Raw genomic sequence first — 25,635 nt, 5'->3', positions numbered from 1 at the left:
GTTATCACATTTCCTTTTGCAGTTTCGCCCAGGCCGCTTCGAGGTCCTCGATACCGCCAATGTTAAAGAACGCCTGTTCGGGAATGTGGTCGTACTTTCCTTCGCAAATCCGCTTGAACGCTTCGATGGTTTCACTCATCGGCACGGTCGAGCCGGGTACGCCCGTGAACTTTTCCGCCATGTAGGTGTTTTGGGACAGGAACTGTTCGATACGACGCGCGCGCGCCACCGTGACCTTGTCCTCTTCCGACAGTTCGTCCACACCGAGGATGGCGATGATGTCCTGCAGTTCCTTGTTCTTTTGCAGAATCTGTTTGACCTGTGTCGCGACCTCGTAGTGTTCCTTGCCGACATAGCGCGGGTCGAGGATACGCGAGGTGGAGGCCAACGGATCCACCGCCGGGTACAGGCCGCGGGACGCGATGTCACGAGACAGGTTCGTGGTTGCGTCCAGGTGCGCGAAGGTCGTGGCAGGAGCTGGGTCGGTGTAGTCGTCCGCCGGCACGTAGATGGCCTGCAGGGAGGTAATGGAGTGGCCGCCCGCGGAAGTAATGCGCTCCTGGAGCTGGCCCATTTCGTCAGCCAGGTTCGGCTGGTAGCCCACGGCGGAGGGCATCCGACCCAGCAGGGTGGACACCTCCGAGCCGGCCTGGGTGAAACGGAATATGTTGTCGATGAACAGCAGCACGTCCTGGTTTTGCACGTCACGGAAGTATTCCGCCATCGTCAAACCGGACAGAGCCACGCGCAGACGCGTCCCCGGCGGCTCGTCCATCTGGCCGAACACCATCGCGGTCTTGTCCAACACTCCCGCGTCAGCCATCTCGTGAATCAGGTCGTTGCCCTCACGAGTGCGTTCGCCCACCCCGGCGAACACGGACACGCCGCCGTGGTCCTGAGCCACACGCTGAATCATCTCTTGAATCAACACGGTCTTGCCCACACCGGCACCGCCGAACAGGCCAATCTTGCCGCCCTGCACGTAGGGGGTCAGCAAGTCGATGACCTTAATGCCGGTCTCGAACATCTGAGTCTTGGATTCCAGCTTGTCGAAGGCCGGAGGGGTGCGGTGGATGGACCAACGCTCCTTGACGTCCAAGGTTTCGCCTTCTTTCAAGTTCAGGCAGTCGCCAATCACGTTAAAGACGTGACCCTTGGTGATGTCGCCCACCGGTACCGAAATCGGGGAGCCGGTATCGACCACCTTGGCTCCGCGCACCAAACCGTCAGTAGGCTTCAGGGCGATGGACCGGACAATGTTGTCGCCCAAGTGCTGAGCCACCTCCATCGTCATGGTCTGGGTCTGACCGGCTTCAGTGCTGCCCATGCCCGTGTATTCCACGGTCAAAGCGTTGTACATCTCAGGCAGTTGATCCGGGGGGAACTCCACGTCCACGACCGGGCCAATAACCCGGGAGATACGACCGGTTCCTGGGGTTTTCTCACTCATTTTCGTTTCCTCTAATCGGCGTTTGGTAATCGGTTATTTCTTAGAATCTTGGAGCGCGTCAGCACCGGACACGATTTCCGTAATCTCGGTGGTGATGTCGGCCTGACGAGCCTTGTTCATGTCCAAAGTCAAGGTGTTAATCAAGTTGGACGCGTTATCGGTAGCGGCGTGCATGGCGTTTTGACGGCTGGCCAGCTCGGCGGCAGCCGCGTGCAGCAGGGCGGTGCGAATCCGCGACTCGACATACAGCGGCATGACGGTCTCGAGCACTTCCTCAGCGCTGGGTTCAAAGTCATACAGCGGCATGACGGACTTGTCGTCCGCTTCGCCCAAACCCATCCCGTCAATCTGGACCGGTTCGTCGGGGTCAATGACCTTAATCGGCAGCATCTTGCGCACCTGGGGCACTTGGGACACCATCGAACGGAACTTGGTGTAAACCATGTACAGCTCGCACACCCCGCCATCTTCGGGCGACTTCAGGAACGCTGCCAAGAGCGCCTTGGCGATTTCCATGGTGCGTTCCTCGCTGGGTTTGTCCGAATCCCCGGTCCACGCCCGACGCACTTCCATACCACGGAAGTTGAAGTAGGACAGGCCGCGGCGACCCGAAACGTACACCACCGGGTCTTTGCCTTCGTCACGCAGACGCTCCAGCAAACGCTCGGTTTCCCGCAAGATGGAAGCGGAATAAGCACCGGCCATGCCGCGGTCAGAGGTGACCGCCAAAACCGCCACGCGGTTGGTGTCGGTGCGTTCCGTAATCAGCGGATGATCGAGTTTGGCGTGGGCGGACACGGCCGCGACTGCCGCCGCGATGGCCGAGTCATAGGTGGTGATGGATTCCGCCCCGGCGCGAGCCTTGCCGACCCGGGAGGCCGCAATCATCTCCATGGCACGGAAAATCTTTTGCAGAGTCTCAGTAGACTTGATTCTCTGCTTGAGAGCCCTTTGCGAACCTGACACTTTGCCCTTCCCTTACGTTTCTGTTCGGTTACTTTCGGTGCTGGCCAACAGCGCTGGCACGAGCGCCTCAGCGCTGCTTAACGATTTGTTCCTCGGACTGCTCAGCCTCGGCTTCGCCCTGAATGGCATCTAAGTTAGCCTGAGGGACCAAGTCGTAAGACTTGCGGAAATCCTTGACGGCAGTTTCCAAACGGGCCACCAGTTCATCGGGCCAAGCGCCCTTTTCCTTGATTTCGTTGAGAATCGTGCCCTCGTTACGCAGGTAATCCAACCAGTCCTTTTCAAACTGCAGTACCTTGTCGGTCGGGATGTCGTCCAGGTAGCCGTTCGTGCCAGCCCAGATGGAGCACACCTGTTCCTCCACGGGGTAAGGCGTGTACTGGGGCTGTTTCAACAGTTCCATCAGCCTCTCGCCGCGGGTCAGCTGCCTGCGGGTCGTGGCGTCCAGGTCAGAAGCCAGCATGGCGAAAGCCGCCATCGAACGGTACTGCGCCAACGTCAGCTTCAACGTACCGGCAACCTTCTTCATGGCCTTAATCTGAGCGTCGCCACCCACACGAGACACCGAAATGCCCACGTCCACGGCCGGACGCTGGTTCGCGTTGAACAGGTCGGACTGGAGGAAGATTTGGCCGTCCGTGATGGAGATGACGTTGGTCGGAATGTAGGCCGACACGTCATTTGCCTTCGTTTCGATAATCGGCAAGCCGGTCATCGAACCGCCGCCCAAATCATCGGACAGTTTCGCGCAGCGTTCCAGCAAGCGAGAGTGCAGGTAGAACACGTCACCAGGGTAGGCTTCACGCCCCGGCGGACGGCGCAGCAACAGCGACACCGCACGGTAGGCCTCGGCCTGCTTGGACAGGTCATCAAACACAATCAACACGTGCTTGCCCTGGTACATCCAGTGCTGACCGATGGCCGAACCGGTGTAGGGAGCCAGGTACTTGAACCCGGCCGCGTCCGAAGCCGGGGAAGCCACGATGGTGGTGAACTCCATCGCACCGGCGTCTTCCAACGCACCCTTTACCGAGGCAATCGTGGAGCCCTTTTGTCCGACCGCCACGTAGATGCAGCGTACCTGCTTGTTGGGGTCACCGGACTTCCAGTTGTCGCGCTGGTTCAAAATCGTGTCAATGGCGATAGCGGTCTTGCCGGTCTGACGGTCACCAATAATCAGCTCACGCTGGCCGCGACCAATCGGAATCATCGAGTCGATGGCTTTCAGCCCGGTCTGGAGCGGCTCGAACACGGAACGGCGCATCATCACGCCAGGAGCCTGTAATTCCAGAGCACGACGCTCGCCCAAGTCCTTGATTTCGCCCAGGCCGTCAATCGGGTTGCCCAGCGGGTCAACCACGCGGCCCAGGTAACCATCACCCACCGGCACGGAGAGCACGTCACCCGTGCGGTAGACCTCTTGACCTTCCTCAATCCCCGTGAAATCACCCAAGACGATAGCGCCGATCTCGCGCTCGTCCAGGTTCATTGCCAGACCCAGGGTACCGTCTTGGAAGCGCAGCAGCTCGTTGGCCATAGTGCCGGGCAAGCCCTCGATGTGGGCAATGCCGTCAGCAGTTTCGGTCACGTAGCCGATTTCCTCCGCAGTCGCGGCGGATGGTTCGTACGCATCCACAAACTTGTCCAGGGCGCTCTTAATGTCCTGGGGACTTATTGATAGCTCAGCCATCAGCATTCCTTCTGTTGTCGTTCCATAGGGCCTAGCCCTATCGGTCATATTTTCGTTTCGTATTAGCTTGCCAGCTTGCGCCGGAACTGCTCGGCGCGGGACTTGACCGCGCCATCCATCACTGTGTCGCCCTGCACAATCTTTATGCCGCCCACCAGGTTCGGGTCAATGACTACGTTGACCTCAACCTGTTCGCCGCTGCGGTCAGACAGCAACTGAATGAGCCGGGACTTTTGGGTGTCGCTCAAAGGCGTAGCGGTGTAAACCGTCGCCATCCCTCGCTGCCGTAACCGCGCGGCCGAATCCAGCAAAGCCCGCAGGTCTGACGCGAGACGACCGGGCGCCGCTTTGGCAATCACAGCATTCACCAGGCGCAACGCCAGGGGCTTGACCCCGGAACCAACCAGAGAGTTGAACGTCTCCAGACGCTGGTCCAGGGGGGCGCGATGATTGTCAGTCAGGAAGTTGCGCAAATCGCGGTTCTTGGCGACGACCTGGCTCATGGCAAAGATGTCACGTTCGACGTCTTCTAGCTGGCCGTTGTCCTGGGCGGTTTTCAGCAACACGTGGTTTGCCAGCAACCGGCAGGCTTCCTGCAGGTCAAGCTCGCTGGACCAACGGCCGGCGGCGAGTTCCAGTACTCCCGCCAGGGCCGGTTCAGAAAGTTTAGAACCCAAGATGGTGCGAGCCAGTTCTTGCTTGTCAGGGGCGGTACGCGCCGGGTCGGACAGGTTGCGGGCCAGACGGATGTTGTTTTCCAGCAGTTCAGACAGGGCAAAGTATTCCTCGGCGACCGCGGGGCCAGTCTTCATCGTGTCTTTCCCCAGGGTCTTATCGACGGCCATGACCATAGCGGCCAAGGTCCTTACCGACGAGGCTCTCATTGACTTCCCTTACCTTCTCTATCTTTAAGCCACCGGCTGAGCTTCGAGTTCGTCGAGGAAACGATCCACGACGCGCGAGCTCAGGGCTTCATCCTTCAGCTGTTCGCCCACAATCTTTTCCGCGAGCTGGGTAGCCAAATCGCCCACATCCTGACGCAGGGAGGCTTCTGCCGCGGCCCGCTCAGCGGCAATCTGGCGCTGAGCTTGCTCGATAATGCGCTTAGCTTCTTGATCAGCGCGTTCGGTGGCACGGGAGACGATGTCCTCCGCTTGGGCGTTGGCTTTGTTGCGGATTTGCGCGGCTTCTTCCTTCGCGTCACGCAGTTCGGATTCAATCCGCTGCGCCGCGGCCGCCGAGTCCGCCTGTGCCTTTGCTGTGGCGTTCAAGCCCTCTTGGAGCTTGTCGGCACGCTCCTGCACCAGTCCGTTGTACTTCGGCAGAGCGACCTTCACAACCACCACCAAGATGACCACGAAGATTACTGCCGACCAAACGATGTCGTAAGTCGCTGGCAGCATAGGGTTCGGGGTATCGCCCGCCTTAGCTACTAGTGATACTAAAGTGCCTAACATACGTGCTCCTTACCGGAACAGGAAGCCCGTTACCAAACCAATCAAAGCCAAGGCTTCGACGAAGGCGATACCGATGAACATGTTAGTGGTGAGCTTTCCGGACAGTTCCGGCTGGCGGGCAATAGCGTCCTGAGTGTGACCAATCAGAATGCCCAAGCCAATGCCAGGTCCAATAGCGGCCAGACCATAGCCGATGGTTGCGAGAACAAGTGCACTTCCAGTCATGTTTTCTTTCCTTATTTGTTGTTATTCTCACGCCGGTTGGCGTGAGAAGCCTATTGTTTTTCTAATGTGCGTGTACGGAGAGGTTCACATACACCGCGGTCAGAATCGCGAAAATGTACGCCTGCAGGAAAGCCACCAGGATTTCGAACAGGGTAAACGCGAAAGCTGCCGCAAAAGTCAGAATCCCTATCGGGGACAGCGCCGAGAGATGCGCAAAGAGGAAATAGTTCGTGGCGCTCAGAGTCAAAGCCAGCAAGAAGTGACCGGCAATCATGTTGGCCAACAAACGGACGAACAGGGTAAACGGGCGAATGATAAAAGTGGAAATCGCCTCAATGGGGGTCAGCAGAATGTACAGCGGCCACGGCACCCCCGGCGGGAACAGGGAGGACTTAAAGAACTGGCCCACGCCGGTCTCTCGAATTCCGGCGTAAATGAAAACGAACCAGGCAAACACCGCTAACAACAGCGGGAAGCCCGGTTTTGCGGAACCAGCCAGGTTGAAGCCCGGAATGATACCCGCAATGTTCATGAACAAGACCGAGAAGAATACGGAAGTCACGATGGGCGTGTATTTGCGCCCGATTTCCTTGCCGATGACTTCCTCAGCAATGTTTTCCTGGCAGAATTTGAACCCGAACTCCATCACGTACTGGGCGCGTCCCGGGATGAGCTTGGCCCGCGTGGCGTACAGCACCAGACACAGCACCAGCAGCATCGTCATGATGAGACGAATCATCATGACACGGTCGATAGCGAAAGGAGTTCCGGCGAAAGCAACGACCGGGGGGAACAAGTCCATAATGGTGGGGGCATGGAACGAGTCATCTGTAGCGGGAACCAAATTCGGCATCAATGCCGACATGAGCGTCAACTGCACTCCCATTGTTCTCCTTTGAGTCCTAAATCATGAGTTCGCCTAACAACGTTATCATGAATTTCAAACGGGATTTGCACGGGTAAAAACTAGCGTGGGTGAAAAAATGCAAAATTTCACTACGGGGTCGGATTTTCCCCTTCGGTTTCCGGCTGTGTCGGGGGCGAGACCGGGTCTAACAAGGGCACTTGCGCTTTTGCCAACGCCACCGGAAAGACGATGGCTTGCACCAAAATCATGGCCAGCAGGGTGAAAAAAATTGTTTTTGCGTCCAGACCCGGCAACGCACGCGCCACCCCCAGAGCCAGCAAAATGACGATGATTTTCAGGACGAAATCCGCACCCATGCCCGCCATCATCAAGTCGTGATGATTCAAGGTAAACAGGTGCGTGGCAAACGTCACCGCCACCAAGCCCGCCCCCACTGCGGCGCATAAACCTACGGAACGCAGCCCCGCCGTCCCTACCAGCCATGCTGCTAACCCGGTCGAGACCAACAGCACCACCACCACCGCTAGGGAAATCGCGGTCAGAGAAAACTTCACCGCCCGGCGAGTCCGGGGACCCAAAGGAGCCGACAAAGCAGAAGTGTCCAAACTACGCATGGTAATAAAGCTATCATCTCGGAAGGTATTTTCGGCCCAGATATTTTTGAACGGTCTCGAGCAAAGCGTGTCAGCGAATCTTGGCTAGGTTCTTGGCGATGGCTTCGGGACTCAAGAGTCCGACTTGAGTGGATTTGAGCACGCCATCACTGTCAAGAAAGAAATGCGCGGGAATCCCCATGACTCCCCAGCTGGCGCCGATGTGGGAATCCGTGTCTGCCACCGCAGCTAAATCCAGCCCGGTGCGTTCCTGGAAGGCATTGACATCCTCGGCATTCTCACCTAAATACACCACCACTACCTGCAGGTTCTCTTCGCGAGCAGCGGCAGCGATATCCGGCATCTCGACTCGACACTCCGAGCACCATGTGGCGGCAAAAACCACCCATACTGGTTTACCTCGCAACTGCGAAAAGAATTCGACACCAACAGGCTGACCGGCGGCCTGGTTAAGGCGAAAATCCGGAGGAGCCTGGCCCAACTGCGGCGCCGCCGCAGCACCGATGTTTACCGCTGTAATCTTTCCTTCTGTTGCGGATCTCGCATCGGGATTGGCGCTACCCGGTAGTGTGGGTTTTGCAATCCAGAGGCCCAGAGCTACCGCCATGGCAGTAACTCCCAAGATTCCCAGCGTTGCCCAGCGGCTCTCTCTCAGTTTGGTGCGCCACTTCGGTTCCAGCCGAGGGGTGGAAGTTGCAGGCACTGCCAAATTCGCGCTGGTGGAAGACTCGCCAGCATCAGGCATAGGCGTGCATACCCCCAAACCAAAGATTTCCGAAATACGTAAAGACTATCGCTACGAACCCTAAGACCAACAACCAGGCTGCGCGATTCCCGTTCCATCCACGCATGACACGTGCGTGCAGATAGCCGCCGTAAATCAGCCAGGTTACCAGCGCTGCGGTTTCTTTGGGATCCCAGCTCCAGTATTGACCCCAGGCGATGTTGGCCCAGATAGCTCCGAGCACAATCATGATAGTGAGCAGGGGGAAGGTGAAGAACACGGCTTTGTAACCCACCTCGTCAAGCATTTCAGGCTTTGGCCAGCCCGGCCACTTCACATAAGGCGAAAGCAGGTACATCACCGCGGCACCAAAAGACACCACCGCTGCCCCATAGGCGAGAGCTGCGGTGAACACGTGTAGCGTGAGCAGTGGGCTGTTCTGCAGGGCAGGCATGAGGGGCTTTGCCTGATACGACAAAGTAGTGGCATAGGCCAGCATTCCGAGAATAACAGGGAGGACAAAGACCGCTAAGGTGCGCAGCTGATAGCGCCATTGGAAGTAGCAGTGGAACAAAGTCATCCCCCAACAGAACGCCACCGCAAACTCGTAGTGGTTAGCCATCGGTGGATGACCTGTTCCAATCCATCGCAATACCGCAGAAGCGGTTAAAGCTAACAGCACCATCCACGACAGTCCGCTCGCCACCGTGATAATCCCGCCGCGAGACGTCCCGGGACGCGCCTCGTTGTCGCCATCCCCACTACTATTAGGCAAAACACGAGAGGGTGCGGAACCGTATTCTGACTGGCTCGCTGCTACCGAGACCATTTCTCGTCGCACCTTTTTCGCGTTATAGGAGGCAATAAACGCCAGCGTATATAAGCCCCAGGCGAGGGCTACGAGAACAGTCGCTGCGAATAGCAGGCCTTGAGAAAAACCAAGCATATTATCCCTTCTTTGGGGTATTGAGTTCGCTGTCAATATAGCGCGCCACAGCGGCGAACTGTCGCTCGTATGTTGTTTCCAATTTATCGTGTGACGCTAGACGTATCAAAGTTTTCCCGTCCTGGTTCTCCACGCGCAGCCAGAAGCGTCGGTGACGCAACAGCATCGTCATGAATGTCCCGACAATGAGGAAACCCGAACCCACCCACACAATGACTGTCCCCGGGTCTTTCTTAACTAATACGCCCGTGTACTGCGCTTCACGTTCGAAAACATAAGTGAGGTCGCCTATCTTTCCGTTTTCGCCCTGGTTGAGTACTTTTACCCCGAGAATATCTTGCTTCCCCGCAGGATAGACCTCTAAACGGGCTTGACCTGGCGCTATACCCGAAGGTTTTTGCCCGGAGGCGGGCATCATCACGAAAAGTTCCAGGTTTTGGCCCGGTAACGTCACGATGCCATAAACGCAGCCTTGCTCCGGGAGCTCGTAGAGCATCGGGACGCCGCCACTAAACACGGTCTTTCCAGAGTCGTCGCGCACCGCAACCACCCCGGAAACTCCGAAGCTGGCCTGATGAAACATGATGCCATCCAAGGTCAACGGACTGTTGACTCGAATTTGTTGCCGTGCGACGGTCTTGCCGTCCCGGCTCAACACCAGGTCCGTGACGTAATCTTTGGGGGAACCGTCGGGGTAGTACGAATCCGTGAAGGACTTGGCTTCGGCGCTCAATCCGGTATCGAAGCCGACGGGTTGCGGATAACCCACCGTCAGGTTGAAGGCATCGTTACGAAAACCGAAAAATCCGCTGACCAGGAATCCTGCCATAATCAGGATGAATGCCAGGTGTGCAAAAACGGTGCCAAACGGACCATAGTAAAAACGGTCAACGTAAGCGCTGTGAGGAGAGCTCTCGTTGGGTAACACCCGCCAATGTCGGTTTCGCAAGGTCTGTTGAACCCGAGCATACGCTGCATCTGGATCCAGGACAGTTTCTACGGTGGTTCGATAACGTGCTTGCTCAAAGAAGGCATCGGTGACGGATACGTGGGGATGAAATGCCTTGCGCCACAGTAGTGGTAGGCGGTGGGTAGTACAAGCCAAGATACTCAAAGCCAGTAATATCAACACCGTCAGGAACAACGGCGAAGAGAACATATTAAAGAAACCGAGGAATGCGAGGATGCCAGTCCAGCCCCCGTAGATTTCACGCGGTCCTTCCAGCCAGGCCGACCTAGAGTCAGGATTGTCGAAAACCCCACCTGGAGCCTGCGGAAAGATGATTCCCAGCAGCGCCAACAATCCGGCGGCAAGAATCAGAGCCAATCCGACCTTTTTGTTGTAGAACAGTGCGTAGGCACTCCCGAAAGCTCGCTTCCAGGTGATGTGTTCACTCTCATGACCGTCCGTTTTGCCAAGTTCAAGAGCTGGAGCCGTCTCGCTGTCCTCCGCCTCAGAGTACGTGACATCATCCTTTCGCTGGATTTCGCTCAAAATGCCCGCCCTTTCTCTACGATTACAGCTCTGCAGCTCTGTTGAAAGTGTTTTCCTGTCATCAACCTGCAGCTGGGATAACGCCAGCGAGTTTACCCCACAGATTCGCTACCATCATGAAACCTATTATAACCAAGAAACCTCCGCTCACCAGCGATACTGCCACGTGATGGCGACGAAACCAACCAAAGTGTTCTTGCGAAGCAACGACTCCTATTGCCAACAGAAATATCGGCAGCCCTAAACCCAAGCAGTAGACGGCCATCAACGATATACCTTGCAAACTGGTGGTGCTGACTGTAGTGAGTGCCAAAATTCCGCTGAGGATAGGTCCGATACAGGGGGTCCACCCGGAAGCAAATACCACTCCCATCAGAGCAGAACGACCCCATCCCGGCCCAGTCGGTTTCGAGTCAGGTAAACTGCGTGGCTCGTCGTGGTGTTTCCGCCCCGGCAGCGGTACACGCCACATCCAGTTCAGAGGGGCGATAGTGATAATCCCAGCGACGTGCAGACCCATCAACATCAATATGATTCCCGCGACAGTGCGGAAAATCGCCGAGTATTGACCCACGAAATTCCCCATGAAAGCGACCGTCGCCCATAGAGCCATAAACACCACACTGAATCCCGCAATAAAGCCCAGAGCGTTTCCCGCTGCTATCCAGCGATTAATGCGCGGAGTCTTGCCCTCGAAACGGGGCTCTCCCACCAGCTGTCCTATAAAAGCAGGCACTATCGGCAGAAAGCAGGGGGAAAAGAAGGACAGCAAACCGCCCAGGAACGCTAGCGGAAGTGTCACCTCCACTAGCGGGCACCCTGCTGCGTAGAGGTGCTCGGGGCCGGCTTACCTGGAAGTTTGCCAATATTTTCCAGCTGTCGCTGAACCTCTTGAGCCATGTCCGAATCTGGAGCGAGTTCCTGCACCTTGTTCCACACACGGCGAGTGTTGTCGTAGTCTGGAGGCTCGCTCATGAGGTAGACAAAACCCAAGTTATACCAGGGTTCTGCCTTAGTTGGATCCAAGTTGGTGGCTTGTTCCCAGGCCTGTTTGGCAGCTGTGTAGTCGCTCATGCCGTAGAGTGAGGCTCCCAGCATCATTTGGATTTCAATATCGCGGCTGTCACGTTTAGCTGCCTCTCGAAAGGTAGAAGCCGCGTCAGAATAGTAGCCTTGGTCAAAAAAGAGCTTCCCTAACTGTTTTGCCGGGGCGGGATCTTGAGGCCTTTGTGACATCTGTTTGCGAAGCTTTTGAATCTCGGATGCGTCCGCTTCGGGATTCGTGCGCCCCCCCGGGGACATCATTTGGGAGACATCAGGGTGATTTTTCGGCATCTCCATCCCGGATTTCGAGTGAATCGCTCCCTGTTGTTGAATAATCACCGTCACCGAGACGGCCAATGCGGCTACCAGCACCAGGTTCAGTTTCTTGGCGTGGCGAGTAAAGAACCCCTCAGATTTGGGTGCTTTTCCAGCCGTCTCGGTACTGGTTTTGCTCGCCGCACCACCATCCGACTGGTTTCCCGGCCCCGATGAAACGGCAGTCTCATTCTCTTCCTCGAAGGCTTCTATTCCGACGGGGATGTTTTCGGAGTTATCCATAGTCCCTTATTATATGAAACGCTCGGGTTCTGGTTACTCCAGCACTCCGGGACGCGGCACCGGTTTAATGTTGTAGCTGTCGGGAGTGCGCTGGTTTTCTACCTTCACTCCTCGCAGGGCAAGTTGTCCCGAACGGGCGTAGTCGGTGGCCTCGTTGAGAATCTTCACGGAATACTGCGGGGCGTGGAAACCCAGAGAGTTCTCAGAGAAAGAGTAGTCCACGATGAACTGCGCCTTGCGCTGGAACTGGTAAGCCTGCTGGAAATTCTCTTCGGGAACATTCCCGGCGGCTTTCGCGGCCACGATATCGTCAATCAGAGCCTGTACTGCGGTGAAGGCCGTGTTCTTGGCCTCGAGGTAACGGTTCTGAATCGTGTCCACTCGGTTTTTCATCTCAGTGGCGGTGGAGTGGTGGCAGGTCAGGCAGGAAGCGTTAATGGTTTTTTCGTTAATCATCGGGGAACGCACCTGGTGGTCCGACACCTTGGCGGCTCCGTCACGGTTATACGCCATGTGGCAGTCTGCGCAAGTCACGCCATTTTGAGCGTGGATGCCCTGGGACCAGGTTTCAAAGTCTGGGTGCTGTGCCTTGATGACCTCCGCACCCGTGTCCTTATGGGTGAAGTCGCTGAATCCGGCTTCGTCATAGTAGGCGATGGCATCATCAACGGTCAGACCCTTAGTCCAGGGGAAGGTCAAGGTCTTGGCATCGCCCTTGAAGTAATACTCTACGTGGCATTGGGCGCACACATAGGTACGCATCTCTTGGGTGGTGGCATCCTTGTTGACATCGAAGTCTTTAACTCCCACAGAAGCTTTGTAAGCTTTTATGCCTTCGATGAAGGCGGGGCGAACCACCCGCAGTTTCATGGTTCCTGGAGTGTGGCAGTCTATGCACGCTACCGGACCGTGAGCGTGTTTAGCGACTTCTTTGTAGGGAAGTTTGTTCATGGTCGCCCAGCCTGCTGCCTGATCCCCGTTGCCGAGTTCATCCATCACCTGAGGCAGGGAGGCGTGGCAATTCAAGCAGGCTCCGGGCTGTTTGAAGTCTGTCATGCGCTTGACAAACTCCTGGTCAGTGAGCATATATTCGTGTCCGCGCGGTTCGTTATACTCCACTGAGAAGGCATAGCCTTTCCAGATGGACACCAGCCTCGGCTCTATGGCGAGCTTAGAGTGTGTTTTCGTAGCGCGAGTGTCGGCGGGGACATTAGGTTCAGTATTTTGGACCACGTCCTCAGGTTGCATCTCTGAGGTAGCCTTGTAGCCCTCGTACTGGAGGGGGAAGTTCTGACCCCAGACTGCCGGATCGTAGGTTTTCTCGGTAATCTCAGTTACTGCGGTGAAAGGCTGAGAGGATTCTTGCTTGTGAGAGGTAATCGTAGTGAGGAACCATGCCAGTCCCAGCGCTACCAGCGCCGCTACCAGAAGCACCACTAGGGGAGCCAGGTTGCGCTTCTTGGCGGTCTCGCCGGAAGAATCTGACTGGAGCCCCTTCGCTTTGTCGGAAGTTTCTTTGTCACTGTTCATGACTGATCACCTCTTGTGTCCTACGCCGTCATGGCACTTTATACAGGATAGGTTTTCGCCGCGATGGTTCGCATCGTTGCGAATCTGGTCGGTCAAGTCGGCATGGCAGTACAGGCACGCTGCCTCGGTCACCTGACGATTGTGTGGTCGAATTTGGATGTTTTCGGGATAGTTACCCAGCGTGAACTTTAGGGAATGCATAAAGCCATTCTCGGCTTTGTTGGCATACTTACTGATGATATTGTCGTGCGGAGCATGGCAGTCGTTGCAGGTAGCCACGTTTTTATGGCTTCCACGAAGCCACCCGTCGTATTGCTCTGTCATGGCGTGACATTGGGCGCAGGTAGTGGGATCGTTGCCCAGATAATTAGTAAAGCCGGAATAACCCAGAGTGTATATCCCCAGACCACCGACGATGCCAATCGCAGCCGCGGCGCATAAACCCAAAGCATCCGAAAAAGTTCGCGAACACCAAGCAATGAGTCGGTGCAGACACCCACGCTTCGCCATCGCAACCTCCTCGTGTTGAGGCAATTCTATCTGTATTAACGCAGCCTCACATGGGAATTAGGTCCTGTTTTATTACTATAGCTGGACCGGTTGTGCAGGTTGAGAAAGCGTCACAAGCTCAAGTTATCAGATGGGGTGACCGGCAGGGAGGGGGAGTGGTACAGGGCGTGTTCCGGGCCGTGGGGCTGGCGATATCCCGGGTTGAACCAGCGGCGCACCCCTTCGCGCCAGGCGGGCAGAATCTCGATGGTCGCCACCATTGCCAGCAGGGAGGCTACCAGCATCAACACCAACACGTAGCGCATCCGCAGCAAAGTCAGCGAGGCCGCCCCCAGGGAAAACACCGCCGTCCACAGGTACATGACCAGCACGGCGCGCACCCGAGAACGTCCGGCATGGGAGAGGCGATGGTGCAGGTGACCGGCATCGGCTTGGAAAGGAGACTGGTGATGATACAGCCGGCGAATCACGGAGGCGACCATGTCAAAAATGGGGATAGCCAGCACCGCCAGGGGCAAAACGATAGGCAGGAAAGACGGAAAAGCCTGGCGGAAATAGACCACAGCCGGGTCGATTTGACCGGTGACAATGATGGCGGCGGCCACCGTCAGTAAACCCAGCAGCATGGCTCCGGTATCGCCCATAAAAATGGAGGCGGGAGAAAAGTTGTGTGCCAAGAATCCCAGGCAGATTCCGGCCAGAGCCGCCGCCACCGTTGAGGCCAAAGAGGCGTAGGACGCGGCACCCAGCGTGCGCGACAGCGTGTAGGAATAGATGAACAGGCCGGTAGCGCTGATGGCCATCATGCCGGAAGCTAAACCATCCAAGCCGTCCACGAAGTTCACCGCGTTGATGGCAGCCACCACTACCAGCACTGTGACCAGCAAGGACAGGCGAGATGAGCCGATGGTAAGGCCGAAAATCGGGAATGATGTCAGCTGGATACCCAGCCAGGACATCAATCCTGCCACCAGGATTTGGCCTGCCAGTTTCGTGTACCAATCCAAGTCCCAGATGTCATCGATGACCCCCAGAATCACAATCAGGATGACGCCCACTGCCAAACCCTTGACGTGTTCAAAGCTGGCGGCATCAGCCAAAAATGGCGTGTGCGAGGCGATGGCCAGCGCCACGAGGAAACCCACGCCCATCGCTACTCCGCCCAGACGCGGGGTCGGAAATTCGTGGACATCACGTTCCCGCACCGGCGCTAAAGTCCCTGTCGCCAGGGCAAACTGACGCACCAGCGGAACCGTGAGGAACGTGACCGCGGCCGCAACCAGGAATATCAACAGGTAAAACTTCATACGGGCTTTAGTTTATCCGGTTAGAGGCGAGTTATTTTGCTCCGATGTGAATATAGGGGGAGATATGCCGGGTAGCTGCCATTATTGGCAGCTACCCGGCATATCTCCCGGTATAACCGCACGAGGCCTCAAGCCAGAGCTGCCAGGATATCGGACAGAGGAATATCGCCCTGTCGAATCAAGCGCGGGGTGCCCTCCACCAAGCTGATGATGGTGGACGGATGCCCGGAGGGCGAAGGGCCAGCGTCCACGTAAACACTGACCTGCTCACCAAAATATTGGGTGGCGGCGGCAATGTCGGTGGCAGGAGGCCGAGTGTGCAGGTTGGCGGACGTGACGGCCAGCGGGCCGGTGTGGCCCAGGATTTCCAACGCCACCGGGTGATTGGGCTGACGCAGCGCAATCGTCCCGTGGGTTTGCCCCAAATCCCAGCCCAGAGCCGGATTGGCGGTCACGATAATAGTCAGGGCCCCGGGCCAAAAGCGCTCAGCAAGTACGCGGGCGGCGCGCCGCTGACTCGCGCTAGCCTGCGGTTCCGGGGCCATCAATTCCTCCAACGCCGCCGGACCGGAAACCAGCACCGGCGGGGGAAAGTCCTCCCCCCGGCCTTTGGCCTGCTGCAAACGCGCAACCGCCGCGGGGGCAAACGGCACCGAGGCTATTCCATAAACCGTATCGGTAGGCATGACCAGCAGCTCATCGCGTTTCACCGCCGCGTCAATCGCCGCCAGGTCAGACAGGGTAATCGGCCCGGTCAGGGCATCAACAATCTTCATAGAGCTGATTTTAGTCCCCACGCCAGCTAAACCGGATAAACCGGATAAACCAACTCAACCGGCGTCCCCGGACCCACCGCGCTTGTGACCGTGCTCCCAAAAACAGGCACGCCGGACAGCGTCTCAGCTGACAAACCCCATCAGCGCCCACATCCGCGGCAGCGCGAACACCAGTGCCACAGTGGCGGCGGTCCCGACCACCAAACCCAGCAAAGCCATCTGTTTCACCGAGATTTCCCCAGTGGCATAGGCAATGGCGTTCGGCGGGGTCGAGATAGGCAGCGACATGCCCAGCGAGCAGGCGATGGCTACGGCACAAGCGACCGTGACCGTATCGACCGAATCACCCAGGGATACCGCCAGGGACACGGCCAGGGGCACCAGCAGATTCGCGGAAGCCGAGTGGGAGATGACGTTGGCGATAGCGAAACCGACAAAACCGAGCAGCGCCACAATCAGCACCGCACCCAGGGAATCCCACGGCACGGAGTCGACCAGGAACTTGTCCAGGCCGGTGTTCCCGATGCCCTCGCCCATCGCGATACCGCCTGCCACCAGCCACAGAACCGGCCAGTCGATGCTCTTAATGTCCTCGCCCTTCATGACCTTGAGACACAGCAGCGCCACAACGGGCAGGAACCCGACCACGTTGGAGGAAATCCCGTGCAGACTCTCGGTCATCCACAACAGAATCGTGGATCCGGCGATGATGTAGAACAGCACGGCTTTCGGGGTTTTGTTCCACTGGGAAGTCATTTCAATGTGAATCACGGCATCGCGCGGGATAAACACGGCGCTGAGGAACAGCCACGACAAAAACAGCACCACCAGCATAAACGGCACCGCCATCATCATCCACTGCCCGAAGGACACGTGAATGCCCTGGGCGGCCAGGGCGCCGACCGCAATGGCATTGGGCGGGGTGCCGACCGGGGTACCGATACCGCCCACGTTGGCGGCCAAGGGAATCGACAGCGCCACGCCGGCTCGCGCCCGCCCCTTTGGCAGGGCCGCCAAAATGGGGATGACCACGGTAAACATGGTGGCGGTCGTGGCGGTGTTGGACATAAACATGGACAGCAGAGCGGTAATCAGCATCAGTCCCAAGGTCGTCAGACGCGCCTTTTCCGGGAAAGGTTTGAGCAACACCGCCGCCAGGTTGCGGTCCAGCGAAAACTTTTCAGCGCCTTCCGCAATCATAAAACCACCCATGAACAGGATGATTGTCGGGTTTGCCAGGGTCGCGAAGTATTCTGAATACTTGGCGACGTGTTCGGCTTGCGACGGGTCGCCGCCGGTGGGGTCAAACGGCGACCCGGTGGACACCAGCATGACCTCCAGGCCGATGACCAGCACCGCGGTGGCGGTCAGGGGAATCGGCTCGGTAATCCAAAACACGATAGCCAGCAGGAAAATCGCCAGCATGCGTTCGCCAGGCACGCCCAGATTCGGGATGTCGACCAGCAGGGGGACGAAAAACGCGATAGCCCCCAGCACCAGGCCAATCTTTTCTTTCAAGCCTAGCGGGGCGGTTTTCTTAACGTTAGAAGGGGGTTTGGGCCGCAAAGTGCGGATGGGACGTTTTGCGGGTTTCGGGGTGGCAGCACGAGACTGGGGCGGAGCTGCCGCCGGTTCGTTTCCTTCCCGGCCCGCACCTGATGGTTCGATAGCGTTTTCGGATTGCGGATTATCTGGATTACTCACTGATCCTGCCCCTTTGTTCCTCGCTGTTCGATGCTGCGTGCCGACAACCGGTCAGTCCGGGCGGCTGAGCCCTTTGGTCAGCTCCATCGCCCGCGCCGGATCCAGCGCCGAGAGATAGGGCACCGGATCAATCCCGGCCAGTTCCACATAATCGGTCAACATGGTGCGCACCACGTCTTGGAGTTCTTCGGGTTTCCAGGGTTTCGCCACGTACTGATCGAGCCCGGCTTCGTTCACCGCACGCACGGTGTCAGCCAGGTCAGCCTGACCGGTCACCAGGACTTTGCGGGTCAGCTGGGTGCGTTCGTCGGACATCATCTGGCCCATGAACTCGATGCCGGTCGTGCCGGGTAGCCGATGGTCGCACAGTGCCAGAGCCAGGGCGTCGCCATCGTTTGAAATCTCATCGATGACCTCCCACGCGTCAGGCACATCCTCCGCCGGTTCGATGCGTAAAGTGTCCGCAAATCCCAGCAGGTCACGGGTCACAGCGGCACGAACTTCCGGTTCGTCTTCAAGGATTAGGATGGCGAGTTTCATGGTTTCTCCTTCATTGGGGACTTTTCTATTCTTTCATTCTGTCGCGGGATTTGGACCAATTTGCCGGAAAACGTCAGAAAACGAGAACCAGCAGTCCGCGCGAAACCGCCCGACCGGGCTTGTGACCCTAAAGCGAGACCGGAATTCCGGTGGTCGGTAGTTCCACGGTGGCCAAGGTGCCCGTCGGATTGGATACGTTTTCCAGCCGGATGGTTCCGCCGTGGTTTTCCACAATCGAACGACACAGCCCCAGGCCGATACCCATACCGAACCTCACTTCGCCGCCTTTGGTAGAGAAATGCGGCTGGAAAATGTGTTCGATGACATCGGGGGCAATGCCTGGTCCGGTATCGCGGAACGTCACCACGATTTGGTCGCCGCAGGCTTCCGTTTTAATGGTTAGCTGCCCAATCATTCCCGCCAGTTCGTCTCGGTCGGTGGGGCGCTTGCCGACCGCGTCGCTGGCAGCGGAAGCCTCGCCGGACATGGCTTCCACCGCGTTCGTAATCAGGTTTGTCCACACTTCGTCAAGCTGGCCGGGGTGGCAAGAAATCCGCGGTAGTTCGCCATAATGCACGTCGAGGTCGATTTTGTCCAAGCGGTGAGACAACAGGCGCAGCGTGTCTTGCAGGCCCGTGTTGACGTCGACGTTTTGTACCGGATCCCCATCGGGACGCGCATAAGAGCGCAGGGACGCCACCAGGTCGATGATGCGTCCCGAGGCGGTACGCAGGTTGCGCAGACTGGTGCCGATGGCGGCCGCCTGTTCCAAGGCCCCCAGATCCGTGTCCGGGTTGGCTTTCATGTCCCTGGCGAGGTTGCGGGCCAGGTCGGTGCTGTAGACTCCCGCCACGGACAGGCGTTCCACCAAGGTCGCGTCTCCCAGGATTTCCAACAGTTCACGTTTGCGCGCCCGTGTTTCCTTGGTGGACAAGAACGGGGCCTCCTCGGCATTTTCCAGGGATTCCAGAGCCAGGTTCCGCCACGTTTCGTCGGGGCAGGTCGACAGCAGCATGCGCATATCCTCGTGAATGTAATCCGCAGCACGGCGAATCGCCGCCACCGGATTATTGAGTTCGTGGGCCACACCCGCCGCCAGCTCACCGAGCGAGGCAAACCGGGCTTGTGCAGCCATTTCCTCCCGAGTCTCGCGCAGTTTGTCCAGGGCTTTCGCCAAGTTCGCCCGCTGCAGCGCCAGTTGATCGGCCAGGACCGCCGACTCTAGGTGCAGATTCTCCGCGCGACGCAACCGGCGATCATAAGTGCGCATAAACAAGGCTGCCACCAGCAGCGATACTCGGGAGTCCCCGGCAATAATCATGTTCATTTCGTCGAGGGTGAGGCTGACCCCCACGACCTCTTCAGTCACCACGGCGGTAAAGAACGCGCCGATTTCCTCCCCCGAGGACAGCATGCCGATGATGCGCCCGGTCGAAGCATGGTGCATCAGCAGATCCCCGCTCTCTGAGGAGCGTTCCAGCGCGATACTGCCGGATAGCGCCAGAATAATGCTGCGAACCGGCTGGCCTTCCTCGGTTAGGTGCGCTCCCACCGGGAAGGTAATCCGTTCCTGGGGTCCCAAGATAGCCTCGGCGCGACACACGATTTCGGCGATGATTTCTTCATCGTCCTGTTCGAGGTCAAAAACAAAGCGTCTTTCGTACATGCCACTATCATGCCGGAATTTTGCTGGTGGACGGGTACGTTTGCGAACCGAGGATAATTTTCCGGCGTTAATCCTATTAATTTGCCTCGGTGTGCCATATATGGCACACCGAGGCGTAAAAATAGTTTTTAGATAGGGAACCCCGGGCTACTCGTAGCGCAGTGCCTCGATGGGGTCGAGTTTGGCGGCTTTGGACGCTGGATAGTAGCCGAAGAAAATCCCGATACCCAGCGAGAACGCCAGCGAGAACAGCACCCCACCCAAGGGCGGGATAGCAGGATTGCCCATCGCGTTGGACCCCAAGTATCCGGCCAGGCCCCCCAGGGCCACGCCGAGAATCCCTCCCAGCAGACACACCATCATGGCCTCGACCAGGAACTGCATCCGGATATTCCACTGGGTCGCCCCCAGAGCCTTGCGAATACCTATCTCTCGGGTACGTTCGGTGACCGACACCAGCATGATGTTCATCACCCCGATGCCGCCGACCAGCAAGCTCAGTCCCGCAATGACCGACAGTCCCAAGGAGATAGTGGAAAAGACATTCTTAATCTCATCCATCATCGAGTCCATGGAATCAATCTCGACCCCGTAATCCGAGTCAGCCCAGGCTTTATCCAAGAACTCCTGCAAATCGTGTTTCAAAGCCTTGGCATCGGTGCCGGGAATCGGGCGCAGCGTCGCCCAGTTGAACCCCGGATCCTTAACCCCGCTAATCTCCTCTTCCAAAGTGTAGGGGATATAGAAACTGTCCCCGCTCGGCCCGCCGCCACTGATGAGAGCGTTGGCAGCCCCTTTCATTTGCACCTGCCGGGCAACCCCGATGACTTGAAAAGTCATTTGGGATTCGTCACTGTCAAACTCGAAGCTCTGACCCACGGCGTTTTGTGCCGCTCCCCCGAACAATTTTTTCGCCAGGATATCGGTGATAACCGCCACCGTGTCGGCGCTTTCGATTTCACCGGCATCAAAACCGCGGCCGGCGACCATTTCCATATTGGACCCAATCAGGAAATCCTGGTTGGTGGTTTGCACATCCGCGTCCACATCTCCGGCCGTGCCCTTAGCGGTGCCGAAACTGCCCATACCTTGCACGCTGATACCTTTAACCTGGTCGGAAAATTCCTCACGAATCTGATCCAGGATTTCCGGAGTCAGGTATTGGTCATCCCCGTTACTGTCCGCGAAAGCCGAGCCAGACCCGCTATCCCCAGACATGTCCTCGTCCTCGGTACTCTCGGAATCCCCAACCACATCAGTGGGGTCGTCCGAGCCGGACTGTGCTTGGCGAGACTTTGCTTTGGCAATATTGTCCTTGGTATCCACCGAGAGGTACATATCCTGCCCCCCTAAGGAACCGAGCGAGTCGGTGACCGCGCTGGTCACACCGCGGGAAATGGTGAGAATCGTCACCACGGAGGCGATACCGATGATGATGCCCAGCAGGGTCAAAATGGCGCGCAGTTTGTTCGCCCACAATCCCGCCAGGGCCAGGCGCACGTTTTCTCCGAAAGTCATTGGGCGCCTCCTTTGGTCGACACACCCTCGCCCAACACACCGTCAACCATGGTGAAGATGCGCTGGGTTTGCTGAGCCAACTCCGGGTTGTGGGTAATCAGAACGATGGTTTTGCCCTGCTCGCGGTGCAGCCGATGGAACAGGTCCATGACCATGTGTCCGGTGGCAGTGTCCAAAGCGCCGGTCGGCTCGTCAGCCAAAATAATGTCCGGGTCATTGGCCATCGCCCGCGCAATCGCCACCCGCTGCTTTTGCCCGCCAGACAACTCGCTGGGCTGATGGTGGATTCGTTCGCTCATTTCGACCAGTTCCAACAGTTTCAGTGCCCGTTCCCGGCGCTGAGCACGCCCGATGCCGGCGTACATCATGGGCAGCTCCACGTTTTTTAACGCGTCGGTACGCCCCACCAGGTTGAAGTTTTGGAACACGAACCCGATGGAAAGCGAGCGAATCAACGCCGCCTCGTTGTCGTCAGCTTCGGAAATGTCCACGTCCCCCAGCAGGTAACTGCCCGAGGTGGGCCGGTCCAGCAAGCCGATGATGTTCATCAGGGTGGATTTGCCCGAACCGGAGGACCCTACGATGGACACGAATTCTCCCGGATAAATCGCCAGGTTCACGCCTTTCAGCACGGTCAACTCGTGGTCGGTGCCCAGGAAGAATCCCTTATAGATGTCGCTCAGCTCGATGACCGGCTGTCCCTTCGCCGCCCCCGGCTGTTCGCTACCCTGCCCGGTGGGCGCGGGAGGGGACGCTTGTGAATGCGCCCGACCCTCAGAAAAGACCCCCGGCAGGCTCATGATGTCACTCAACAGTCCCCTCCATCACCGGCGGAGTATCGACATAGTGACCGGTTTCCCCGGACAAGCCGACATAGTTCATGGCGTTATCCAGCACGGTCGTGCCTTCTTTGATGCCTTTACCCTTGATTGCGGCCATGCCGTTGCCTTCTACCAGGACTTCCACCTGGACTTCGCGAATCTTCGGCTTTTCCGAGTCGGGGTTGTCTATCACCAGTACGGACTTCGGGCCATCTTCCCGAGAGACTTCCGGCCCGGACATGTCCCCCGGAGCGGGAGCCGCCACGGATTGCGAATCTTTGTCGTTGTCGTCAAGCGGAATCATCGCATCAACCAAAGCACCCTTCGGCACGGTCAGAGCGTTCTTTTCACCGGCAACAATCGCCTTTACTTTGGCGGTAGACCCCAGACGCAAGCCCTGCAAATCGCCCGTCACCGTGATTTGCACCGGAAACATGACCGAGGCGTTGCCGCCCCCACCCTGTTCGCCGCCCTGTCCGGGCTGCGTGGAAGTCTGGTCGAGCGCAGCCGGAGAAATAAAGGACACCACGCCCGTAAATTCCTTATCCCCGGTGGCCGGAGTGGTGAAAGTGACCTGGTTACCCACGCTGAGCTTGGAGACCCCGGATTCTTTAATCTGGGTTTCGATGACCATATTTTGGTCATCTTCCACCGTCATCAAGGCGCCTTCCGGTGTGGCGCCAACCTTGGCGGTTACGGAGGTCACAATGCCTGACATCGGGGAAGTTACGTGCGCCGAGCTGATGTCAGCCCGCAGCTTTTGGATGGCGCTTTGCCCTTCCGCCATGCCTGAACCCGCCGAGGCTTGCGCGGCCCGCAACGCCCGCAGATTCGAACTCACTTCCTGAGCTGCGTGGATTTTGGCGTATTCCAAGCTGATTTTGGCGTCAGACAAAGCGCCTTGCGCCTTCGCGACCGCCTCGCCGGCCTCGGCTATCTGGGTGTCAATCTGGCGTAACGCAGCCTGGAATTGGCGCCGCGCCATCCCCAAGTTTTCGTTCGCGTGGCCCACGGAAATATTGGCCTGAGCCTGCTGGGACCAGGCCGACCTGGCACCCTTGCTACCATCATCAACATTTTGATCCAAGGTGGCGACCTGCGCTTCCAGCTCCGCGATACGCTGGTTGGTGGCCTTGATGAGTTCCGCGCGACGCGCGGGGTCTAGGGCCGTGTCGACCCGCAGCCGGGACAGTTCCTTCTTGGCCAGGTCCAAATCCGCTGCGGCCGAATTCCGCTCAATGATGGCGATGTCGCGCTGCAGGTTCGCTTCGGAAACCGCGGCTCCGGCCCGGCCCGCTTCCATCCTGGCGTTTTCCACCTCTTGATAAGCCGAGCGCAGGGCATTTTCCTGTTCCAGCAAGGCTTGCAAAGTGCGGTTGTCTCTCTCCTGCTTCATTTGTTCGTAGGCCCGTGAAGATTTCACGTATTCTGTTTCGGCTTCCCGCAACGAGGTTTGGGCTCCGCGGATTTCCTGGTTCATGCCCTGATCCAGGGCGCTTTTCGCATTTTGATAGTTTTGGGCAGCCTCATCAATGCTGTTTTGCTGGGTGACGCGGCTTTCGTTCAGCTGCGCCTGCTGGCTAGCCAGTTGCGAATTTGCCTCGGAACTGTCCAACTGTGCCAGCAGCTGACCCTGGTTCACCCGGTCCCCCGCCTTCACGTTGAGAGCCTGTACTTTCGAGTTCAGCGAGGAGAACAAGGTCATGGTCTTGGCGCTTTTTAGCGTGCCGGTCATGCTAATGGTTTTGGTGACGTCCTCCCTGACGACGGTGGTGACGTCCCCGCGATAGACGGCAGTGGGGTCGTACTTGGGAGCCCCCAGGCCCATCACTGCGGGAATACCAAACCCGGCGAGAGCCAAGACAGCTACCGCGCTCACTCCAATGATGACTTTCTTTTTACGTCCCCATTTACGCCCGGACTTTTTGTTTCCCAACTGCGGTTTTTTCTTTGCTTTCCATCGTTCTTTCGGGGACTTCAGTCCTTTGGCAGGCTTTTCCGCACTGTCCCCAGCCGCGGCGGGGGTGACGGTCGGGTCCTCGAGGGGAGTGAACACAGGTTCGTCGCTCACAAATTACTCCTTATTTCAAAAACGCACTTGAAAAACTATAAACTCCCGAAGGTGCTTTTACCCTGTTGAGAGCGGAAAATCCAGGAGAATCAGTCCGAAGTAGGAGGCTTCGTCACGCCCCGGACATGCCGCTCTCACCCTTCAGGAGGAGACAGTCCCAGATTATCTTGCCTCCCCACCCAGCCGCCATCAGGGTTACCCCTGATTTAACCCTGACGAGCCCCGCGGCATCCCCCCGGAGTCGCCAGGCCGGTGCTATTTCGACAGGCCGGCGACGGTCAGGCTAGAGCTTGTAAGAATCGGGGGCGACCGGCCAGGTCGCATCGGGTTTGCGCGTCCCTCAGCCCCAGCGCTTGGGCCGCTTTCACCAGGGCGGCACCTTGAGTCTCGGCGTGTTCCATCACGATGGTGGCACCGGGGGCTGCGACCGCGGCGGCGGCAGCCAAAAATGCCCGCGGGCGCTCTAAACCATCGTCGCCCCCTCCATAGAGCGCCAACTGCGGGTCCTGGGACGCTTCAGGCTGGGTCACCGGATCGACCACATAAGGCGGGTTGGTGGCGATGACGTGGAACTTTGGCGGGATTTCGGCGCGCACAAGGGCGTTGCGCAGCGTTTGCGGGTCGGTAGCGTCAGCGAGCAGGATTCGCGCCGCTACCCCGGTAAACCGGGCGTTTTCCGCCGTCAGGTCCATCGCCGCTTCTGACACGTCCACGCAGGTCAGAACAGACTCGGGAACTTCGGAGGCGATAGACAACCCCAGCGCCCCCGAACCGCAGCCGAGATCCAGCACCCGCGGAGAGACCCCTCGCCGCACCCAATCCGCAGCCGCGTCAATGGCCCCTTGTGCGACCCACTCCGTCTCGGGACGCACCACAAACACTCCGGGGCGGGCGTGCAAGGTCAGGTGGCGAAAGTACATGACCCCCATGACGTGCTGCAACGGGACCCGGGTGGCGCGCTGTCCGACCAGCTCAAAGAACCGCTGCCAGGTCGGCCCGTCCAGACGCTCGCCGTAGCCGGGCTGGTGACCCAACACGTGCTCCAGCAGCAGACGCGCCTCACCGGGGGCGTTGTTGATTCCGGCCTCGCTCAACACGAACGCCGCGTCATTGAGCGCCGAGCGAGCTGCCGCTTGCTGGGGTATCTGCATCGGA

At 58.0% G+C, this 25,635-nt stretch carries 24 protein-coding genes; all 24 read right to left on the bottom strand.

Translation table 11 applies throughout. The features are described from left to right. Window positions 1–4: 4 nt before the first annotated feature. Window positions 5–1,450, bottom strand: coding sequence for a F0F1 ATP synthase subunit beta (gene atpD / locus SPI05_RS00600; protein ID WP_282921119.1), 1,446 nt, complete (start codon window positions 1,448–1,450; stop codon window positions 5–7). 33 nt (window positions 1,451–1,483) lie between these two features. After that, window positions 1,484–2,416: a F0F1 ATP synthase subunit gamma gene (locus tag SPI05_RS00595; RefSeq protein ID WP_321075183.1), complete on the bottom strand. Its 933-nt coding sequence runs from the start codon at window positions 2,414–2,416 to the stop codon at window positions 1,484–1,486. Window positions 2,417–2,483: 67 nt separating this feature from the next. Next, complete coding sequence (gene atpA, locus SPI05_RS00590; RefSeq protein WP_321075181.1) at window positions 2,484–4,106, bottom strand: F0F1 ATP synthase subunit alpha; 1,623 nt, start codon at window positions 4,104–4,106, stop codon at window positions 2,484–2,486. A gap of 62 nt (window positions 4,107–4,168) precedes the next feature. Then, entirely contained in the window at window positions 4,169–4,990 is an 822-nt protein-coding gene (locus tag SPI05_RS00585) for a F0F1 ATP synthase subunit delta (RefSeq protein WP_321075179.1), read from the bottom strand. A 24-nt stretch (window positions 4,991–5,014) separates the two neighbouring features. Next, window positions 5,015–5,563 carry a F0F1 ATP synthase subunit B gene (locus tag SPI05_RS00580; protein ID WP_321075177.1) on the bottom strand — a complete coding sequence of 183 codons (549 nt, stop codon included), beginning with the start codon at window positions 5,561–5,563 and terminating at the stop codon, window positions 5,015–5,017. A gap of 9 nt (window positions 5,564–5,572) precedes the next feature. Then, a complete protein-coding gene (gene atpE / locus SPI05_RS00575) occupies window positions 5,573–5,788 on the bottom strand; it encodes an ATP synthase F0 subunit C (protein ID WP_004007339.1) in 216 nt (71 codons plus the stop codon). A gap of 61 nt (window positions 5,789–5,849) precedes the next feature. Next, window positions 5,850–6,674, bottom strand: a complete 825-nt coding sequence (atpB, locus tag SPI05_RS00570) for a F0F1 ATP synthase subunit A (RefSeq protein ID WP_321075169.1) — start codon at window positions 6,672–6,674, stop codon at window positions 5,850–5,852. Window positions 6,675–6,784: 110 nt separating this feature from the next. Next, window positions 6,785–7,270, bottom strand: coding sequence for a hypothetical protein (locus tag SPI05_RS00565; RefSeq protein WP_321075166.1), 486 nt, complete (start codon window positions 7,268–7,270; stop codon window positions 6,785–6,787). A gap of 70 nt (window positions 7,271–7,340) precedes the next feature. Continuing rightward, a complete protein-coding gene (locus SPI05_RS00560; protein WP_321075164.1) occupies window positions 7,341–8,015 on the bottom strand; it encodes a TlpA disulfide reductase family protein in 675 nt (224 codons plus the stop codon). Continuing rightward, window positions 8,008–8,940, bottom strand: a complete 933-nt coding sequence (gene ccsB, locus SPI05_RS00555; protein WP_321075162.1) for a c-type cytochrome biogenesis protein CcsB — start codon at window positions 8,938–8,940, stop codon at window positions 8,008–8,010. The genes SPI05_RS00560 and ccsB overlap by 8 nt, the downstream gene beginning before the upstream one ends. A gap of 1 nt (window position 8,941) precedes the next feature. Then, a complete protein-coding gene (locus SPI05_RS00550) occupies window positions 8,942–10,435 on the bottom strand; it encodes a cytochrome c biogenesis protein ResB (RefSeq protein WP_321075160.1) in 1,494 nt (497 codons plus the stop codon). Window positions 10,436–10,496: 61 nt separating this feature from the next. Next, window positions 10,497–11,237 carry a cytochrome c biogenesis CcdA family protein gene (locus SPI05_RS00545; RefSeq protein WP_321075343.1) on the bottom strand — a complete coding sequence of 247 codons (741 nt, stop codon included), beginning with the start codon at window positions 11,235–11,237 and terminating at the stop codon, window positions 10,497–10,499. 5 nt (window positions 11,238–11,242) lie between these two features. Next, window positions 11,243–12,037 carry a tetratricopeptide repeat protein gene (locus SPI05_RS00540; RefSeq protein WP_321075158.1) on the bottom strand — a complete coding sequence of 265 codons (795 nt, stop codon included), beginning with the start codon at window positions 12,035–12,037 and terminating at the stop codon, window positions 11,243–11,245. 33 nt (window positions 12,038–12,070) lie between these two features. Continuing rightward, window positions 12,071–13,567 carry an ammonia-forming cytochrome c nitrite reductase subunit c552 gene (locus SPI05_RS00535; RefSeq protein WP_321075156.1) on the bottom strand — a complete coding sequence of 499 codons (1,497 nt, stop codon included), beginning with the start codon at window positions 13,565–13,567 and terminating at the stop codon, window positions 12,071–12,073. Between the two features lie 6 nt (window positions 13,568–13,573). Beyond that, entirely contained in the window at window positions 13,574–14,077 is a 504-nt protein-coding gene (nrfH, locus tag SPI05_RS00530; protein ID WP_321075154.1) for a cytochrome c nitrite reductase small subunit, read from the bottom strand. Between the two features lie 110 nt (window positions 14,078–14,187). Continuing rightward, on the bottom strand, window positions 14,188–15,384 hold the full coding sequence (locus SPI05_RS00525; protein ID WP_321075153.1) for an MraY family glycosyltransferase: 1,197 nt from the start codon (window positions 15,382–15,384) through the stop codon (window positions 14,188–14,190). A 128-nt stretch (window positions 15,385–15,512) separates the two neighbouring features. Beyond that, on the bottom strand, window positions 15,513–16,160 hold the full coding sequence (locus tag SPI05_RS00520) for an L-threonylcarbamoyladenylate synthase (protein WP_321075152.1): 648 nt from the start codon (window positions 16,158–16,160) through the stop codon (window positions 15,513–15,515). Window positions 16,161–16,283: 123 nt separating this feature from the next. Continuing rightward, complete coding sequence (locus tag SPI05_RS00515; protein WP_414601944.1) at window positions 16,284–17,735, bottom strand: SLC13 family permease; 1,452 nt, start codon at window positions 17,733–17,735, stop codon at window positions 16,284–16,286. A 180-nt stretch (window positions 17,736–17,915) separates the two neighbouring features. After that, entirely contained in the window at window positions 17,916–18,404 is a 489-nt protein-coding gene (locus SPI05_RS00510) for a response regulator (protein WP_308534913.1), read from the bottom strand. A gap of 127 nt (window positions 18,405–18,531) precedes the next feature. Next, the gene (locus tag SPI05_RS00505) at window positions 18,532–20,070 is read right to left on the bottom strand and encodes an ATP-binding protein (RefSeq protein ID WP_321075147.1); all 1,539 of its coding nucleotides are present in this window, start codon (window positions 20,068–20,070) and stop codon (window positions 18,532–18,534) included. Window positions 20,071–20,217: 147 nt separating this feature from the next. Continuing rightward, window positions 20,218–21,588: an ABC transporter permease gene (locus SPI05_RS00500; RefSeq protein ID WP_321075145.1), complete on the bottom strand. Its 1,371-nt coding sequence runs from the start codon at window positions 21,586–21,588 to the stop codon at window positions 20,218–20,220. Beyond that, window positions 21,585–22,391, bottom strand: coding sequence for an ABC transporter ATP-binding protein (locus SPI05_RS00495; protein ID WP_414601943.1), 807 nt, complete (start codon window positions 22,389–22,391; stop codon window positions 21,585–21,587). Before SPI05_RS00495 ends, SPI05_RS00500 begins: the two co-directional genes overlap by 4 nt. 1 nt (window position 22,392) lies before the next feature. Further along, the gene (locus tag SPI05_RS00490) at window positions 22,393–24,480 is read right to left on the bottom strand and encodes a biotin/lipoyl-binding protein (RefSeq protein ID WP_321075141.1); all 2,088 of its coding nucleotides are present in this window, start codon (window positions 24,478–24,480) and stop codon (window positions 22,393–22,395) included. A gap of 278 nt (window positions 24,481–24,758) precedes the next feature. Next, window positions 24,759–25,631, bottom strand: a complete 873-nt coding sequence (locus SPI05_RS00485) for a peptide chain release factor N(5)-glutamine methyltransferase (protein WP_321075140.1) — start codon at window positions 25,629–25,631, stop codon at window positions 24,759–24,761. Window positions 25,632–25,635 lie beyond the last annotated feature (4 nt).

This window comes from Mobiluncus sp. (genome assembly GCF_034180645.1).
Classification (GTDB): Bacteria; Actinomycetota; Actinomycetes; order Actinomycetales; family Actinomycetaceae; genus Mobiluncus.
Note: the sequence above shows the minus strand (reverse complement) of the source record. Positions and strands in the feature narration are given on the sequence as shown.

What these genes read in the sequence shown, in the direction of transcription:
- atpD (WP_282921119.1), bottom strand. Translation starts at nt 1,450, where the DNA reads ATGAGTGAGAAAACCCCAGGAACCGGTCGTATCTCCCGGGTTATTGGC.
- atpA (WP_321075181.1), bottom strand. Translation starts at nt 4,106, where the DNA reads ATGGCTGAGCTATCAATAAGTCCCCAGGACATTAAGAGCGCCCTGGAC.
- SPI05_RS00585 (WP_321075179.1), bottom strand. Translation starts at nt 4,990, where the DNA reads ATGAGAGCCTCGTCGGTAAGGACCTTGGCCGCTATGGTCATGGCCGTC.
- SPI05_RS00580 (WP_321075177.1), bottom strand. Translation starts at nt 5,563, where the DNA reads ATGTTAGGCACTTTAGTATCACTAGTAGCTAAGGCGGGCGATACCCCG.
- atpE (WP_004007339.1), bottom strand. Translation starts at nt 5,788, where the DNA reads ATGACTGGAAGTGCACTTGTTCTCGCAACCATCGGCTATGGTCTGGCC.
- atpB (WP_321075169.1), bottom strand. Translation starts at nt 6,674, where the DNA reads ATGGGAGTGCAGTTGACGCTCATGTCGGCATTGATGCCGAATTTGGTT.
- SPI05_RS00565 (WP_321075166.1), bottom strand. Translation starts at nt 7,270, where the DNA reads ATGCGTAGTTTGGACACTTCTGCTTTGTCGGCTCCTTTGGGTCCCCGG.
- SPI05_RS00560 (WP_321075164.1), bottom strand. Translation starts at nt 8,015, where the DNA reads ATGCCTGATGCTGGCGAGTCTTCCACCAGCGCGAATTTGGCAGTGCCT.
- ccsB (WP_321075162.1), bottom strand. Translation starts at nt 8,940, where the DNA reads ATGCTTGGTTTTTCTCAAGGCCTGCTATTCGCAGCGACTGTTCTCGTA.
- SPI05_RS00540 (WP_321075158.1), bottom strand. Translation starts at nt 12,037, where the DNA reads ATGGATAACTCCGAAAACATCCCCGTCGGAATAGAAGCCTTCGAGGAA.
- SPI05_RS00535 (WP_321075156.1), bottom strand. Translation starts at nt 13,567, where the DNA reads ATGAACAGTGACAAAGAAACTTCCGACAAAGCGAAGGGGCTCCAGTCA.
- nrfH (WP_321075154.1), bottom strand. Translation starts at nt 14,077, where the DNA reads ATGGCGAAGCGTGGGTGTCTGCACCGACTCATTGCTTGGTGTTCGCGA.
- SPI05_RS00525 (WP_321075153.1), bottom strand. Translation starts at nt 15,384, where the DNA reads ATGAAGTTTTACCTGTTGATATTCCTGGTTGCGGCCGCGGTCACGTTC.
- SPI05_RS00520 (WP_321075152.1), bottom strand. Translation starts at nt 16,160, where the DNA reads ATGAAGATTGTTGATGCCCTGACCGGGCCGATTACCCTGTCTGACCTG.
- SPI05_RS00510 (WP_308534913.1), bottom strand. Translation starts at nt 18,404, where the DNA reads ATGAAACTCGCCATCCTAATCCTTGAAGACGAACCGGAAGTTCGTGCC.
- SPI05_RS00505 (WP_321075147.1), bottom strand. Translation starts at nt 20,070, where the DNA reads ATGTACGAAAGACGCTTTGTTTTTGACCTCGAACAGGACGATGAAGAA.
- SPI05_RS00500 (WP_321075145.1), bottom strand. Translation starts at nt 21,588, where the DNA reads ATGACTTTCGGAGAAAACGTGCGCCTGGCCCTGGCGGGATTGTGGGCG.
- SPI05_RS00485 (WP_321075140.1), bottom strand. Translation starts at nt 25,631, where the DNA reads ATGCAGATACCCCAGCAAGCGGCAGCTCGCTCGGCGCTCAATGACGCG.